The sequence below is a fragment of the Carnobacterium mobile DSM 4848 genome (genome assembly GCF_000744825.1).
In the GTDB taxonomy this organism is placed as follows: Bacteria; Bacillota; Bacilli; order Lactobacillales; family Carnobacteriaceae; genus Carnobacterium_A; species Carnobacterium_A mobile.
This window is the reverse complement of record NZ_JQMR01000001.1, coordinates 2,210,875-2,228,054: the sequence shown is the minus strand read 5'-3', so window position 1 is coordinate 2,228,054 and position 17,180 is coordinate 2,210,875. Positions and strand designations below refer to the sequence as shown.

Here is a 17,180-nt window from a genome sequence, read left to right as displayed (position 1 = left end):
AGCAAAGCCGGCTTTTAAAAAACCAGCTTTACTTACAGTTAGGTTTCTATTTTCGATGCATTTTAAATTCCAAAAATAAATCATTGTAGCGTCCAATATATTGTTTGCCTAAATCTTCATACACTTCTAAATTTTCTATCGTCTTAGAATCAGGATAAAATTGCTTATCTTCTGTTATTTCAGCTGGTAAGATTTTCGTGGCCGCTTTATTGGGTGTTGAGTAGCCGATGTATTCAGCGTTTTGTGCTGCATGTTCAGGCTCCAGCATAAAGTTAATAAATGCATATGCTGCTTCGGTGTTTTTAGCAGTTTTAGGAATAACAAAATTATCGAACCAAAGATTTGATCCTTCTTCTGGAATCACATAATGCAAATGCTCATTTTCAGACAGCATTTCGGCTGCTTCACCTGAAAAAGTTACCGCAACGGAGCTTTCTTCTTGGATCATATACATCTTAATCTCATCTGCTACGATCGCTTTAACATTAGGTGTCAAACTATCCAGTTTTTCTGCTGCTGCTGACAACTCAGATGTGTTTTTTGTATTCAATGAGTACCCTAAGCTGTTCAATGACAACCCTAATACCTCTCTAGCACCGTCTATCAACATCACATTATTCCGTAACTTAGGCTGCCATAAATCATCCCAATGCTGAATGTCCTCTTTCGAAACAAACTTATCATTGTAAATGATGCCTAAAGTTCCCCAAAAATAGGGAATAGAATAATTATTGCCAGGATCAAATGATAAATCTAAAAAGGGTTCATCAATATTTTCTAGTCCTTTGATTTTTTTGTGATCCAATTTAATCAATAAGTTTTCTTTCATCATTCGCTGAATCATATACTCACTGGGAACAGCTAAGTCATAAGCTGTTCCACCTTGTTCTATCTTTGTGTACATAGCTTCATTGGAATCAAACGTTTCATAAGATACACGATAGTTCGTTTCTTTTTCAAATTCTGTGATTAAGCTAGGATCAATATAGTCACCCCAATTGTATAAATTGAGTGTGTTTTCTGTCGTAATACCTTTCGACTTACTTAATTGGTGAACCGAGAAATACAAACCTGCACTCACCATTAAAATAGCAAAAATTAAGATTGTCAGCCGTTTCATCGTATGTTCACCGCCTCATTCCCATAGCGTTTTTTAGATTTTTGTTTTTTTGAAAGATTGTGTTGTTGAACAAAATAGTAGCCGATCACTAACATCAAAGCAAAAATAAACATCAGCGCACTTAACGCATTAATTTCTAAACTTACTCCTTGCCGTGCCCGTGAGTAGATTTCTACGGCCAGCGTTGTGAATCCATTGCCGGTCACGAAAAAAGTCACGGCAAAATCATCTAACGAATACGTAAACGCCATAAAAAATCCGGCTAAGATTCCTGGTGTAATACTGGGCAACACAATTTTACTCAATACTTGCCAGTTATTCGCTCCTAAGTCACGAGCAGCCATCAACATGGAGTCGTTCATTTCTTTCAATTTAGGCAAAACCATCAATACGACGATCGGAATACTAAAAGCAATATGTGAAAGCAAAACAGAAGCAAAACCAAGGCTAAAACCGATAAAAGTAAATAAAATTAAGAAGCTTGCTCCAATGATTACATCTGGCGACACCATTAAAATATTATTTAAACTCAATAACGCATTCCGGGCTTGCCTTTTTTTAGTATAGTAAATAGCCAATGCACCGAAAGTCCCGATTATGGTGGCAATCAAGGATGACAGTAGTGCAATCAGCAAGGTATTTAATACGATCGTGATCAAGCGGACATCTTCAAAGACTGCTCGGTAGTTATCCCATGTTGCCCCGCTGAAGCTGGTCATATCTCCGCCAGCATTAAAAGAATAAAGAATCAAATAAAAAATAGGAGCATATAGAATAATGAAAACAGCTATCAAATAAAGATTCGACCATTTAAACCGTTGCTTTTTCATTTGTGCATCCCTTCTTTCTTCTTCTTTTCACCAGTTATCAACATAATAATCAACATGGCTGCTATTAACACAACACCAATCGTGGAACCCATGCCCCAGTCCTGTGTAACAAGAAAATGCTGCTCAATAGCTGTACCCAAAGTAATCACGCGGTTTCCGCCAATTAAACGTGTCAGCATAAACAAAGAAAGAGATGGAATGAAAACAGCCTGCACTCCGCTTTTTACGCCATTCAATGTCAATGGAAAAATCACGCGTCGAAATGTTTCAATATTATTAGCACCTAAATCACGGCTGGCACTAATGTATGAAGGATTTAATTCTTCCAGTGCATTGAAAATCGGCAAAATCATAAACGGTATTTCAATATAGGTTGCCACTAATAAAAAGCTGATATCTGTAAACAAAATCTGCTGTCTGCCAATTCCAGCAAATGCTAGAAAATCGTTGACTGATCCATTAATACTAAAAATCCCGATAAATGCATAAGCTTTTAATAAAAGATTGATCCAAGTCGGTAAAATAATCAACAGCAGCCACAATTGCTTGTGCTTCGTTTTATTCAGCAAATAGGCTGTCGGATAACTGATCAATAACGTTAAACAGGTAATTAAAAAGGCATACCAAACAGAATTGAATGTCATCGTCAAATAAGTGCTAGACGCAAAATAAGTTCCATAATTAGCAAGTGTAAATTGACCATCAATCGTAAAAAAAGATTGATAAAAAATCAGCAACAAAGGAGCGATCACAAATAAAATCAGCCACATGCTATACGGCACAAAATAAAATACTTTCGATTGTTTATTCATTTGGTTTGCCTCCTTTACTCTTCTTCATAGCTTTCAAGCCGCGCATCAAACTCTTTTTCAGATTCGCCAAACCGCATGACGTGTACGTCTTCCGGTTCAAAATAAAGACCGACTTCACTACCTACTTTAGCCTTTTTAGTTGAATGCACCATCCATTCATTTTGATCGCGGTCATATCCGATGATTTCATAATGAACCCCTCTGAATAATTGCGTATCCACTTTGATAGAAAGTTTACCTTGTTCAACTGTTGTCAGGACCAAATCTTCAGGACGCAAAACGACCTCAACTTTTTCATTTGGCTTCATACCAGCATCTACGCATTCAAAAGTATGTCCCACAAACGAAACTTGATAATCAGCCAGCATATGCCCATCAACAATATTGCTTTCGCCAATGAAATCCGCTACATAGCGATTAATGGGTTCATCATAAATATCAACCGGCGTTCCGCTCTGAACAATTTCTCCGTCTTTCATAACAAAAATTTCATCGCTCATAGCCAAGGCTTCTTCTTGGTCATGCGTTACAAAGACAAAAGTGATGCCCAACCGGCGTTGCAATTCGCGCAACTCATACTGCATTTCGGTTCTTAACTTCAAATCTAGGGCTGATAAAGGTTCATCTAGCAGTAAAACTTCGGGTTCGTTCACCAACGCACGAGCAATCGCTACCCGTTGACGCTGTCCGCCTGACATTTCACTAATAGCTCGTTCTTCATAGCCGGATAAACGGACCATTTTCAATACTTCTTCAACTTTTTCTTGAATCACTTTTTTCTCCATTTTTTTGATGCGCAAGCCAAACGCAATATTCTCAAAGACATTCATGTGCGGAAATAATGCGTAATCTTGAAAAACAGTATTCACTTTCCGCTTATTAGCCGGTAATTCATTGACTACTTTTCCATCTAATGTAATGGTACCTTCAGAAACTTCAGTAAAACCAGCAATCAAGCGTAAAATCGTTGTTTTCCCGCAGCCGGAGGGCCCTAGCAAGGTATAAAATTTCCCTTGTTCAATATCAAAATTAATATTTTTTAAAACGGGTTTGTCGTCATATGTTTTTTTGACGTGTTCAAACCGAATAATTGTTTTTTCAGCCATTATTTACGCTCCTTTTTTGCTCTTAGCTCATTACTATTATCATAGATTTATCCTTACGATAATGCCATTATTCTGTTTCCTTTTTACAGATAGGAATCTGTTACGACCATTAATAAAATACTCTCTCCTTGAAAAGCATTCGCTATTTTATGCTTTTCAGTGGCATGAAAATAAAGAGAATCGCCTTTATTTGCAAAGTAGCGTTTCATTCCAATTTCTACACAAACTGCTCCTTCTTGGACATAAGCAAACGTTTCAGCTAATGAAGGACTAAACTCTTTAAATTCCCCTTCTTTTTCTAATTTTAAACTAATCGGTTCCATCTCATTTTCATTGGCTTCTGGAACAAGCCATTCAATTTCATAGCCTTTTTCCAGATCTTCAAAGCGTGTCATTTCATCTTTTGGATACACAACGCGTTGTTCTATGTGGTTATTATCAAAAAAATCTTTAGGGCTGCATCCCAGCACTTCTAAAATATCGAAAAAGACCTCCATTGAAGGCATGCTCAAATCTCGTTCTACTTGGGAAATGTATCCTTTACTCAAATTAGTCCGTTCCCCTAGTTCCTCTTGTGTAAAATTTTTCTGAATACGTAAGTTTTTAATCCGCTTGCCGATTTCCATCTTCTTCCCCCCCTTTTTTAACTTAAAACAAAGTATTTTTACGTTAATTAAGAAATACAAGTTTACTGGCAGTAAACAACAAGCCGTTAAAGTTTTCTAACAGTAAACATTAAGTTTACCAATACTTTTCTATTATAATTTTTTTTTTAGTAAAAGCAATAAAAAAAACCAAAAACAGCAAAACTGTTTTTGGTTTTTCACTAACTTATGTTGTTTCCACCCGTACATCTTCTCCGATGATCCGAACTTCCGTTACTAACTCAACCCCTGTATTCTCTAAAATAACTTGTTGAATGTAAGCAATCAATTCAATATAATCGGTCGCTGTCGCATGGTTGATGTTCACAATAAAGCCGGCGTGTTTTTCTGAAATTTGAGCGCCTCCCCAAATTCTGCCTTGCAGACCAGCTTCTTGAATCAGCTTTCCTGTAAAATAACCAGTGGGCCGTTTAAAAACACTTCCGCAAGAGGGATATTCTAGTGGTTGTTTGGATTCTCTTAAAAACGTCAATTCAGCCATGCGTTTCTTGATCTCAGCTGGTTTTCCTTTTTCTAATTGAAATTCGACTTCCAATACGATATCTTGGGTTTCTTGAATGGCACTATGCCGGTAACGAAAATCCAACTCTTCGTTTTTCAGTTCTTTTATTTCTCCCTCACGCGTTAAAACCGTTACAGTCTGAATAACTTCACTAACCTCGCCACCGTACGCTCCTGCATTCATAAATACAGCCCCGCCGATACTGCCGGGAATTCCGCAAGCAAATTCCAGTCCAGTCAATCCAGCGTTGTAAGCCGCATAAGACGTATCGATCAAACGAGCACCACTTTGGACAACGATACGTTGTTTAGAAATCGTGATTTCATTCATTTCTGTCAGTACCATCACGACTCCATGAATACCGCCGTCTTTGACAATTAAATTACTCGCATTTCCTAATACAGTTAACGGCAATTCATGTTGGTTGATCCACTCTACCAATGCAATGACTTCTTCTTTTTCTTTAGGTAATACTAGGATATCAGCTGGTCCACCTGTTTTTGTGTAGGTATAAAGCGACAATGGTTCATTTTCTTTAATAATTGAATTTGGAAATTCTTTTTTTATTTGTGCTATTGCCATTATATAATGATCCTCTCACTGTTGATTTACTACTGCATATTCTAACATGTTACTTGCTCATTTGAATAGCATTTGCTTCAATTCTTACCTCAAATTTATCTTCCAACTCCTTAAAACTGCAAAAAAAGATTGTCCAACACAATAAATATACTGGGCAACCCATTTTTATTTTAACTTGTTCAAATAATCGTATTGTTCAAATACTTCTGATTCCGCAATACCGACAATAATGTCAGACTCTGCAATGATATAATTAGGTCCAAAAGAAACATCCAGTTTTCTTTCAGGCTTTCTTCTAATCCCAATCACATTCATTTCATAGCGTTTGCGCAAATTCAGTTCCTCTAATGACCGCCCGATCCATCTTTTTGGAGGGAAAAATTCAATTACCGCAAATTGATCATCTAGATCCACAATATCTGTGATGTGGCGTCTAAGTAGATTTTTAGCTAATCGTTCTCCCATTTCTTTTTCAGGGCGAATAACAGTAGTTGCTCCTACAGCATTTAACACTTCCATAAACATTTTATTTTTAGCTTTTGCAATGATTGGATTAATTCCGATTTTTTTGCAGTTCATTACAGCCAAAACACTTGCTTCTAAACTAGTACCAGTTGCCACCACTACAACATCACAATTTTCTAAACCGATATTCTTAAGAAAATCTAAATCTGTGATGTCCCCTTGAATGGCTTCTGTTACGTAAGGCTCTATCCTTTCAACATTATTTAAATCTAAATCTACCGCAATTACTTCGCAATCAAACTCACTTAACTCTTTGGCGATAGAAGAGCCAAAAACTCCCAATCCCAATACACCAATTGTTTTTGTTGCCATTTTATAACTTCTCCTATCCAATTAAAATAGTTGTTTTGGCATAAACTTGTTCTTTTCCTTTTCGTTTCCGTCTAACCAAACTCAAGAAAATCGTGATCGGACCTATCCGACCAATAAACATCAATAGCATTAATACAACTTGGCTAATTTTTGAAAGCTCCGGTGTTAAGTTCACACTGACACCTACAGTTGCCAAAGCAGAAACTGTTTCAAATAGTAAATTTAGAAATGGCTGGTCTTCAACCAAAAGCAAAATACTAACGCCTACCATTAAACAAGTAAAGAAACTAACTACGACTATTAATGCCCGACGAATAGTGTCTTCTGGAATAGTGTGCCGTGCATAATTAATAGAACGCCGTCCTTTAAGTTCATTATGAATCAGTAATAACACCAGCGCAAACGTGGTGGTCTTGATTCCTCCGGCAGCTCCGCCGGGAGATCCTCCAATAAACATTGTAAATACAAAGAACAACAATGAAAAAGGTAAAACATTTGCATAATCAAGGGTAGCAAAGCCAGCCGTCCGCATGGTAACCGTTTGGAAAAATGCTGCAAGTACTTTTTGCCCAACCGTAAACGTTCCAATTGATTTAGGATTGTTCCACTCCACGACCATAAACATCATCGTTCCAATAGCAATCAGCAACAGTGAAATGTTGATAGCCAGTCTTGTATGAGGTTTCAATAAGCGATACATTTTTTTAAAACCAGGTCTTTTTTTATTTTTAATAATAGAATGCACATTGTGAGACACATCAAACCAGACTGAAAATCCAATTCCGCCCAAGATAATCAATGCAGCAATCACTAAGTTAACTAAAGGATCATGAACATAATTTTGCAAACTCACAGTTCCCATATTATCAAATCCCGCATTGCAAAATCCTGAAACAGCCAAAAATAAAGAGGTAAATAAACCCTTGGCCCATCCGAATTCAGGGACGAAACGCAACGACAATACTAACATTCCGGTTCCTTCGATAATAAAAGTATACTTAATAATAGACAGCAAATATGTCTTGAAATCCCCTAATTGATCACGGTTCAGTGCCTCTTTTACTGCCATGGTATCAGAATAACTGATTTTCTTTCCTAATTGGATGACCATAGTGGCGATGATCGTCATCAATCCGAGTCCACCTATCTGCATCAATACAATGCAAACAATTTGTCCAAAGAAAGTATAGGATTCAGCTACTGAGGAAGTAAATAGCCCTGTCACACATACCATTGATACCGATGTAAATAAATTATCAAAATAAGTGGATTGTGATGTTGCTAAACTACTAATCGGCAAAGACAAAAATAACGAACCAATAAAAATAACTGAAGCAAAGCTCAAAGCTATTCTGGTCGATATCGATAATTTTCTGAATTTATCTAACATGGTTTAATACCTCTTCCTCTAAATTCTTAGATGCACGAATGTATTATAGACTCAATCACTGAAAAGTAAAGAGAATTTCAGTAGTTTTCTGCTTTACTAAATAAAAGGAAAAGAAAACTTACTAAGTCTTCTTTTCCATCCCATTTACTTACTCGTTTTCAATCGATTTTCTTTCTTATTTATTGATGAAGTTTTGCGTTTTCCTGTTCTTTAACGATTTGGTCACATAGCTGATGTGACAACAAAGCTGATTGAGGAGACACAGGATTTCCACCTAATTGAACAGCATCTAAAAATAAGCGGATCAAAGAAGCAAACCCTCTTTTTTCAAGCGTAGGCTCCCAATCGCCAAAGGTTTCATTTGTTTGAACACCTGCCACATCTTTTTGGTAGTCAGTTAAATTAATGACACGGTGCATCCCAGTCAGAGAATGGACTTCAACAGATTCATGGTTCGCTCCAGATACATAGTTCATCGAAGCAATACAACTGGTGTTTTTTGTTGTTAAGTGTGCTACACAGTTTTTCAATTCGCCATTTTCTTCTGTTACTTGATAAGATGTTTGGATAATGGGCTCATCCAGTAAGTACAGTGCCGTATCCACTACATGAATAAACATATCATAAATAGCGAATTTTACTGTTCCGCTGCTGTTCGGTTTTGTTTTTTGAACAAACAGCATGTTTTTATCCGGAACCATTTTTAATTTTTGGATCGTCGGAGCAAAACGACGGTTAAATCCTGTTGTAAGCAACAGGTTTTTCTGCTTCGCTAATGCCATTAGTTCTTCCACTTCTGTCAGTTCTTCACTGATCGGCTTATCTACATACACATGAATACCATGTTCTAACAATTGCTTGATAATAGAAGCGTGTGTATGAGTTGCGGTATGTACAAATGCTGCTTTAATCCCACTTTCTATCAACGATTCAATGGAAGGATACAAATTTGAAACACGGTATTTTCCGCCAATTATTTGCAGCTTTTCTTGATCACGCGTATAAAGGTGCCACTCAACTTTGTCCTGCATGGCCATCATAACCGGCAAGTATGCTTTTTGTGAAATACTCCCCAATCCAATGATTCCTACTTTTAACATGTTCATTCCTCATTTCTTTCTATTATTTATCAGTTTAACAAATACTCAGCACGCTCAGCAAATCTTCTCTCTAAATGTACTATCTTTTCTTCTTCGTGTACAATGATAGTGTCATATTATTTTTTAGAGGAGTGGTTCAGCAATGAAATTTATTTCCTGGAACGTGAATGGTCTGCGTGCCATTGTAAAAAAAAGTTTTTTAGATGTTTTCAATGAATTTGATGCAGATTTTTTTTGTTTACAAGAAACTAAACTGCAAGAAGGCCAAATTGATTTAGACTTACCCGGTTACTATGATTACTGGAATTATGCAGAGAAAAAAGGGTATTCTGGAACGGCTATTTTTACTAAGCACAAGCCCCTCGATGTTTTTTATGGGATTGGGAAAAACGAACACGATACAGAAGGCCGAGTAATTACGCTTAGCTACCCTGATTATTACGTCGTCACTTGTTACACCCCAAATTCTCAAAGCGAGTTAGCTCGTTTAGATTATCGTATGGATTGGGATCAAGCTTTTTCAGATTATTTGAGTGAACTAGACAATGAAAAACCCGTTATTTTTTGCGGCGACTTAAATGTAGCTCATGAGAATATTGATTTAAAAAATTGGAAGACAAACCGTAAAAATGCAGGATTCACTGATGAAGAGCGTGCTAGTTTCACTGCTTTATTGAATAGAGGTTTTATTGATACATTTCGGTATTTTTATCCAACCGTTGAAGGCGTCTATTCTTGGTGGAGTTATCGCTTTAATGCCCGCAAAAACAATGCTGGTTGGCGGATTGACTACTTTTGCGTTTCTGAGCGACTTAAAGACCAATTAGTAGATGCGAAAATCCATACAGACATTATGGGTTCTGACCACTGTCCTGTTGAATTAGTTTTAAATAAATAAACAAAAGTACCTCAATCATTCGTGTCATTGGTTGAGGTACTTTAATGTTTAATTGCTTTTATTGATATCAGAGATAGTATAACTTCGAGTATCATAACGATGTCGACTTCTTGAATATTCAAAAGGACGTCCATCTTTTAAATAAACAACTTGTTCTACTTCTAAAACCGGATCATCTGTCTTACAATCCAAGTATTCTTGATCGTATTTAGAAGATTTATCGGCATGAATCTTACGGAAAGCTCCACCAAAATACAAGTTCAATTCTTCATGAATATACTGATAGATAGATTTTTCAAGAATTTCTTCTGTTAGTCCCACAGCCAAATCCGTCGGCATGTAGGTGTGTTCTAAAACATATGGCTTACCATCTACGATCCGTAGGCGAATTAAGTTATAAACAGGCTGATTTTTTTTTAACATCAAATGTTCCATGATTTCTTCTGATGGAAACTCTACATTAAATTCAATCACTTTACTAGTAACAGCGTGTTCGGTTAATTGACTGGTCAACCCTTCGTATTCATTTACAAGTGCATCTTGCCGATTCAGTAAGGCTGTTTTCATGACGTATGTACCAGAACCGCGTTGACGATAGATCAAGCCCTCCATCGCAAGGATATCTAGCGCTTTTTTCATTGTCATACGGCTTACGCCAAATTCTTTAGACAAACTAATTTGATCAGGAATAAGGGATTCAATTGGATACGTACCTTTTAGTATTCGCTTTCTTATTTCATTGGCAATGGTTTCATATTTTACCATTTGAACACCTCCTAGGTTTCAAAGAGTATCATACCTCATCCTCCCTAAAAAGACTAGTCTTTTCCCTGTGTTTTTTTGATTATTTTAGCGTTTATTCTTGCTTCAATTGCTGCTTAACAAAAAATAAGCAATCAGTCTCTCATGACTGACCGCTTATTTTTTTCGTATGCTTAGATTAAGCTTGTTCAGGTTCATTCATACTAACTTGACTTAAGTTAGTACGGTCGATCAATTTCAAGAATGGGAACCAAATAACGCCAATCAAAGCCATATCAATGAGTTGAAGCACACCGCCCATGAAAGAATTGGTCGCCATGATTCCATTGATAATCACCGGTACTGTCCAAGGAACTGAAACCCCTGTTGGTGTCGGGAAAATATGGGTTGCCATCATGACATAGTTGAAAGCTGTCACAACCATTGGAGCTAATACCCATGGAATAAAAATAGAAGCATTTAATACCAACGGCATTCCAAAGATAAGCGGTTCATTTACGTTAAAGATACCAGGTCCTAATGCTAAACGGCCGACGTCTTTTAGTTGTTTACTCTTCATAATGAATGACATTAATAAGACAACCATTAAAGTACTGCCGGATCCGCCCATTCCTACCGTATAAATTTCCATAAATGGTTTTGTAACGATATGCGGTAAAGCATCTCCTACTTTAAATGCATCTAAATTATCTAACATCAATGTATTCCAGATTGGATCCATCACTGAATTGACAATGATTTGTCCGTGAAGACCAAAAAACCATAAGAATTGAACAAAGAAGACAGCAATCAGTGTAGCTGGTAATCCACTGCCTAATCCAGTCAATGGTACTTGAATAACATTGTAGACAACATCATGTAAGTTCGTTGAGAAGAAACCGACAACTGCAGCATTTAGAACTAAAAATACAGTTAGGGTTATGATAGCTGGTAACAAAGCGGCAAAAGATTTAGCCACTGCAGGCGGTACCCCTTCAGGCATTTTAATAACAATTCCCTTTTTAACAATACGCGTATAAATCTCTGCAGCAATAAAGGCAGCAATCATCCCGATAAACATTCCTTTAGCGCCTAAACGATCTAAAGTCAGTACACCGGTAATCGCTTCTCCGCCTTCAGTCACGGCATTGAATGGTGTTAAGATTAAATAAGCAGATAAAGAAACAGCTCCGCCATAAATGGCTTCTACATCATAGGACTTACTTAAATAATACCCAATCCCAAATGTAACAAAAATAGTCATGATCGACATTGTCGCATTTTGACCATTTCCAAATAATGTTCCTAATGTTCCTTTTGTTGCGTCACTGAAAAATGGCAAGTTATTTAAAACAACGACAATAGATCCAAACATCGTGATCGGGAACGATAGCATAAAGGCATCACGTAAAACTTTTAAGTGGCGGTTATCACCTAGTTTTCCAGCAATCGGCATCAACTTTTCGCCTAGTTTATCAATAAACTCATTCATTGATATACCTCTTTTCTTTTTTTATGATTTTTTTTATTTTTTACTGACTAAAAACAGGCCTATTTCTAGTCAAGTGTCGCAACACTGAAATCGATTACAACTAGAAGTTTAACACTTTTATCTTAACATGTCTAGTCTTTTAATAAATAAAACTTTTCTTTTTAAAAATAAAGAAGAGACACACTTTATATGATTACTTCTAGCTCCTGATTTCTTGTGGTTATTTAGTAAGGTTCTTGTACAAAAAAAAAGGATACAAACGAGCTCTGCTCAGAATGTACCCTTTTGATAGCGACTGCATTTCTTTATTCTCTTACCTAAAAAATGGAGAGAACTCAAATATTGGCAGACGCTAAAGTTTGATTGCTTTAAGTACAAATTTTTATTCATTAAAACCATTTTGACTAGTCATTTCTTTAAACCAGCGACCGCTCTTCTTAATTGTCCGTTTTCCTTCTTGTTCTAAATCAACCGCAATAAATCCATAGCGGTTTTTATATGCATTCATCCATGACCAGTTATCCATACAAGTCCACATGTGATAGCCTTGAACATTGCTTCCTTCTTGAATAGCTTGATGCACATAAACTAAATGATCTTTAACAAATTCAATCCGGTAATCATCTTCAATCGAACCGTCTGCGTTGATATAAGCTTCTTCGCCTTCAACACCCATTCCATTTTCAGAGATGAAACAACGGATATTGCCATAATTTTCTCTTAAATTCGTTAAAATATCGTAAATTCCTTTTTCGTAAATTTCCCATCCGCGGTAAGGATTCATTTTACGACCTGGCATAATGTAGTTATCAAAGTAATCGTCCGGCATTGGGCCTTCAGCAAGTTTATCGGTTGATTCTTTTGCTTTGATCCGTCTTGGCTGGTAATAATTTACCCCTAATAAATCGACGGTATTTTCTTTAATGATTGTCAAATCTTCAGGTTCCATTTCAGGAAGATGATCAATTTCACGTAACAAGTCTACTAAATCTTGTGGAAACTCGCCTTTTACAGCAGAATCTAGGAACGAACGGTTAAAGAACGTATCGGCGATTGCAGCCGCTTTAACATCTTCCGGATTGTTTTCATCACGCGGATAGCTTGGCGTTAAGTTCAAAATAATCCCAATTTCTCCTTTAAGATTCATTTCATGATAAGCTTTGATAGCTTTTGCACTGGCTAACGCTTCATGGTAACCAACCTGAACCGCTTTTTTCAGATTCACTTCTAAAGGATAATGGAATTGATAGAGATAACCGCCTTCAACTGGTACAATGGGTTCGTTATGTGTAAACCATTTTTTTACACGGTCGCCAAACAATTCAAAACAAGTCTTAGCAAAATGAACATAAGACTCTACTGTTTCACGGCTTAACCAGCCGCCTTTTTCTTGCAAACCCATCGGCATATCAAAATGGTATAAATTCATAAAAGGTTCTATCCCATTAGCAAGTAACTCATCAATAACGTTATTATAGAAATCAACAGCTGTTTGATTGACTTCACCCGTACCTTCAGGGAATAACCGGCTCCATTGAATGGAAGTACGGAAACTATTGTGTCCTGTTTCTTTCATTAGTTGAATATCTTCTTTGTATTTTTCATAAAAACGTGATGTTTTTGCTGGCCCTACTTGATTGAAGAATTTAGTCGGTTCTTGTTCATACCAGTAGTCCCAAATGTTTTGTCCTTTATGATCGCCTTCAACTATCCCTTCTGTTTGTGGGCCGCTGGCAGCAGAACCCCACCAAAAGTTCTCAGGGAATTGATATTTCATACAAACGCACTCCTTTTCGTTGCTCTCTTTAATTGTCTATACATTACAACAAAATAAGTATACATTTAATTGGTAACGAATACAACCGCTACCTTTCTTTTCTTCCATAAATTTAATTTTAGAAATAAATAAAAAAATAGACTTTCTATTGCTTTATTTATTAAGAGATTATATACTGTGTAAGAAGAAAAACGACAGGTTAGCCATTTTCATACATAAGGGAGTAACTGGCAGCAACGGCTGTGGCAACATCACCAACAAGTAAGTTCGCAAAATTTACTGGTGTTGTCTTAAATTGTGAGACTTATGCACATTGTTTCTGTAAAGAAGCAATTCTGCATAAGTCTCTTTTTTTATCGTTTTTCTAAAAACTATCAAAGGAGGTATTTCCATACCGGTATAAAAATGCAATTTGTTGGTGTGTTTTTTAAAATAGTTTTACACCTTGTTTTGTTGACTAGTTGTCTCGTTTTCAGATTTGCGGAACAATTTGATCCTACTTAAGCAAGAAGTTTTTTGTAAAACCATAACCGATATGCCAGTATCTATATGTTAAAAATCTTTCCCTTATTCAAATACTATTAAGGAGTGTCTTGCTTGGAATTTTATCAAAAAGAACAAAAAAATGTTTTATCTGAATTAAACAGTACACCAAATGGGTTACAAACTACTGAAATAGCAGCTCGGCTTGAAAAAAGCGGGTACAATGAATTGCAAACAAAAGAAAAAGATTCTATTTGGAAACTTTTTCTTGAAACCTTTAAAGATGCTATGGTCATTGTTTTACTAATCGTGGCAGTCATCCAAATTTTAATGGGATCTGTCGTTGAATCCATCATTATCTTTGCTGTTTTGATGATTAATTCAGTAGTCAGTGTTGTACAAACTAAAAAAGCTGAAGGATCCTTAGATGCTTTAAAAAACATGTCAGCACCCATGGCTAAAGTGATTCGCAGCGGCGAAAAAATAACTATTCCTGCTAAAGAACTAGTTCCTGGGGATATCGTTATTTTAGATGCAGGAGACTATGTGCCTGCAGATGGGCGACTGATTGAAGCGGGCTCGTTGAAAGTCGACGAAGGAATGTTGACTGGAGAATCTGTTCCTGCCGACAAAGACACAGCTGCTTTGAAAAACACGGTTCCTATCGGAGACCGGTCTAATATGGTCCACAGCGGTACACTTGTTGTTTACGGACGAGGTGTTTTCGTTGTTACTAAAACAGGAAACCAAACTGAAATCGGCCAAGTTGCCAATTTACTTGAAAATGCAATGGCGAAACAAACTCCTCTGCAAAAGAAACTAGATGAGTTCAGTAAGCAATTAGGTATTGGGATTCTAATTTTATCGATCTTAATTTTTATCATTGAAGCGGCTCGGATTTATTTCGATGGTTCAACTAATATTAGCACAGATATGTTGAATGCCTTTATGTTTGCTGTAGCTGTTGCAGTAGCTGCGATTCCTGAAGCGTTACAATCGATCGTTACAATCGTTCTTTCAATGGGAACCAATAAAATGGCTAAACGACATGCAATCATCCGGAAATTACCGGCTGTTGAAACTTTAGGAGCTACAAGTGTTATCTGTACAGACAAAACAGGTACTCTGACACAAAATAAAATGACCATCGTTGATTACTTTTTATTAAATGGACAATCTGGCGTATTCAATGATCAGCCTGCTGATTGGACGATTGATGAACAGCGTTTAATGCAAGTTGCAGTTTTAGCAAATGATTCTACAATCAGCGAAGACGGACAAGAACTGGGCGACCCTACTGAAGTCGCAATGGTGGCTTTCAGCAACAAACTCAACCAGCCCTACACTGAATTGCGTGAACGTTATCCACGTGAAGCTGAATTGCCTTTTGATTCCGACCGTAAGCTGATGTCAACCGTTCACCTAATTGACGGGCAACGTTTGATGCTGACCAAAGGTGGTCCAGATGTTGTTTTCGGACGCAGTAATAAAGTTCTGGTCAATGGGGAAGTCCTTCCATTAACAGAAGAACGTCTAAAAGAAATGCAAGATAAAAACGAAGGGTTCTCAGATCGTGCTTTACGAGTCTTAGCTTTTGCTTATAAACCAGTTGAAGATTCAATGATTCATTTTGAAGATGAAAACGACTTGATTTTAGTAGGAATTATGGCGATGATCGATCCTCCTCGTGAGGCCGTTTACGGAGCTGTTGAGGAAGCTAAAAAAGCTGGAATCAAAACCGTTATGATTACAGGTGACCATAAAACAACTGCCCGAGCTATTGCACGCGACATTGGAATTGCTGAAGAAGGCGATATCGCTTTAACTGGTCAAGAATTAGATGCTTTAACTGAACAAGAATTACATGCTAAATTAGAAAAAATTTCTGTTTATGCTCGTGTTTCTCCAGAAAATAAAATTCGTATCGTACGGGCATGGCAAGACAAAAATAAAGTTTCTGCAATGACGGGCGATGGGGTAAATGACGCTCCCGCTCTAAAACAAGCAGATATCGGTATTGCAATGGGAAGTGGAACAGATGTAGCCAAAGACGCTTCTGCTATGGTCTTAACGGATGATAACTTTGTTTCTATCATCAATGCTGTTGAAGTGGGAAGAAATGTTTATGACAATATAAAAAAAGCGATCGCTTATTTATTTGCTGGTAATCTGGGTGCGATCATTGCAATTGTCGCTGCATTGATTATGGATTGGGTCAACCCCTTCACTGCTTTGCAACTATTGTTTATCAACTTAGTCAATGACTCGGTTCCTGCTATTGCTTTAGGAATGGAAAAAGGCGAACCGGATGTTATGGCTCGTCAACCAAGAGATCCAAATGAAGGTATCTTTGCTGGTCAGACCCTTGTTTCTGTTCTTTATCGTGGAATACTGATTGGTGCAGCTGTTATTGTTTCTCAATTTATCGGGTTAGGCTACTCGGATGAGATGAGTATCGCAATGGCCTTTACTACCTTGATCCTTGCCCGGACTTTACAGACTTTCCCAGCCCGTTCTAATTCACAAACAGCGATTGGCGCAGGTTTCTTTTCGAATCTGTATGTTATTCTTGCCGTTGTCTTTTGTTTTGCTTTATATGGCTTAACTGTTATCCCTGGAATCCGTGAATTTTTTGCTATTCCAACTGATTTTGGTTTAACTCAATGGGGAATTGCTGCTGGATTAGCAGCTGGTGCTGTTGTTTTAATGGAAGTAACTAAAGTAATTGTTCGCAGAAAAAATTAATTAACTAAAAAAGGCAGCCTTGGTTCATTAACGAATCAAGGCTGCCTTTTTTTATTGGTTTTTACTCTCCTGAATCGCCAGTTTTTAGCGACTTTATCTT

14 protein-coding genes are annotated in these 17,180 nt (G+C 37.1%); 2 read left to right on the top strand and 12 right to left on the bottom strand.

Annotated elements, in window-relative coordinates; genetic code table 11:
- Positions 1-46: 46 nt before the first annotated feature.
- The 9 genes from BR87_RS10615 to BR87_RS10575 all read right to left on the bottom strand — a co-directional run bounded on the left by BR87_RS10615 (position 47) and on the right by BR87_RS10575 (position 8,944).
- Positions 47-1,120 (bottom strand): ABC transporter substrate-binding protein, encoded by a 1,074-nt coding sequence (locus BR87_RS10615; protein ID WP_035031960.1) that lies wholly within the window; start codon positions 1,118-1,120, stop codon positions 47-49.
- Entirely contained in the window at positions 1,117-1,950 is an 834-nt protein-coding gene (locus tag BR87_RS10610; protein WP_035031958.1) for an ABC transporter permease, read from the bottom strand. Before BR87_RS10610 ends, BR87_RS10615 begins: the two co-directional genes overlap by 4 nt.
- Positions 1,947-2,762: an ABC transporter permease gene (locus BR87_RS10605; protein ID WP_035031956.1), complete on the bottom strand. Its 816-nt coding sequence runs from the start codon at positions 2,760-2,762 to the stop codon at positions 1,947-1,949. The genes BR87_RS10610 and BR87_RS10605 overlap by 4 nt, the downstream gene beginning before the upstream one ends.
- Positions 2,763-2,776: 14 nt before the next feature.
- Entirely contained in the window at positions 2,777-3,868 is a 1,092-nt protein-coding gene (locus BR87_RS10600) for an ABC transporter ATP-binding protein (protein ID WP_035031953.1), read from the bottom strand.
- An 83-nt stretch (positions 3,869-3,951) separates the two neighbouring features.
- The gene (locus BR87_RS10595; RefSeq protein WP_035031950.1) at positions 3,952-4,494 is read right to left on the bottom strand and encodes a helix-turn-helix domain-containing protein; all 543 of its coding nucleotides are present in this window, start codon (positions 4,492-4,494) and stop codon (positions 3,952-3,954) included.
- A 205-nt stretch (positions 4,495-4,699) separates the two neighbouring features.
- The gene (murB, locus tag BR87_RS10590; protein WP_035031947.1) at positions 4,700-5,617 is read right to left on the bottom strand and encodes a UDP-N-acetylmuramate dehydrogenase; all 918 of its coding nucleotides are present in this window, start codon (positions 5,615-5,617) and stop codon (positions 4,700-4,702) included.
- Positions 5,618-5,782: 165 nt separating this feature from the next.
- A complete protein-coding gene (locus BR87_RS10585) occupies positions 5,783-6,454 on the bottom strand; it encodes a potassium channel family protein (RefSeq protein ID WP_035031943.1) in 672 nt (223 codons plus the stop codon).
- A 13-nt stretch (positions 6,455-6,467) separates the two neighbouring features.
- Complete coding sequence (locus BR87_RS10580) at positions 6,468-7,844, bottom strand: TrkH family potassium uptake protein (RefSeq protein WP_156959116.1); 1,377 nt, start codon at positions 7,842-7,844, stop codon at positions 6,468-6,470.
- Positions 7,845-8,023: 179 nt separating this feature from the next.
- Positions 8,024-8,944, bottom strand: a complete 921-nt coding sequence (locus BR87_RS10575; RefSeq protein WP_035031940.1) for a Gfo/Idh/MocA family protein — start codon at positions 8,942-8,944, stop codon at positions 8,024-8,026.
- A 142-nt stretch (positions 8,945-9,086) separates the two neighbouring features.
- Here BR87_RS10575 and BR87_RS10570 point away from each other — a divergent pair, with 142 nt between their 5' ends.
- Positions 9,087-9,842: an exodeoxyribonuclease III gene (locus BR87_RS10570; RefSeq protein WP_035031937.1), complete on the top strand. Its 756-nt coding sequence runs from the start codon at positions 9,087-9,089 to the stop codon at positions 9,840-9,842.
- A 48-nt stretch (positions 9,843-9,890) separates the two neighbouring features.
- Here the strand turns inward: BR87_RS10570 and BR87_RS10565 are convergent, their stop codons facing one another.
- The 3 genes from BR87_RS10565 to BR87_RS10555 form a co-directional block, all read right to left on the bottom strand.
- Positions 9,891-10,607: a GntR family transcriptional regulator gene (locus tag BR87_RS10565; RefSeq protein WP_035031934.1), complete on the bottom strand. Its 717-nt coding sequence runs from the start codon at positions 10,605-10,607 to the stop codon at positions 9,891-9,893.
- A gap of 175 nt (positions 10,608-10,782) precedes the next feature.
- Positions 10,783-12,075 (bottom strand): PTS cellobiose transporter subunit IIC, encoded by a 1,293-nt coding sequence (celB, locus tag BR87_RS10560; protein WP_035031933.1) that lies wholly within the window; start codon positions 12,073-12,075, stop codon positions 10,783-10,785.
- A gap of 382 nt (positions 12,076-12,457) precedes the next feature.
- Positions 12,458-13,852 carry a glycoside hydrolase family 1 protein gene (locus tag BR87_RS10555; protein WP_035031930.1) on the bottom strand — a complete coding sequence of 465 codons (1,395 nt, stop codon included), beginning with the start codon at positions 13,850-13,852 and terminating at the stop codon, positions 12,458-12,460.
- 597 nt (positions 13,853-14,449) lie between these two features.
- On the opposite strand from BR87_RS10555, the gene BR87_RS10550 reads away from it, so the two are divergent.
- Positions 14,450-17,080 carry a cation-translocating P-type ATPase gene (locus BR87_RS10550; protein ID WP_035031927.1) on the top strand — a complete coding sequence of 877 codons (2,631 nt, stop codon included), beginning with the start codon at positions 14,450-14,452 and terminating at the stop codon, positions 17,078-17,080.
- Positions 17,081-17,180: the final 100 nt, after the last annotated feature.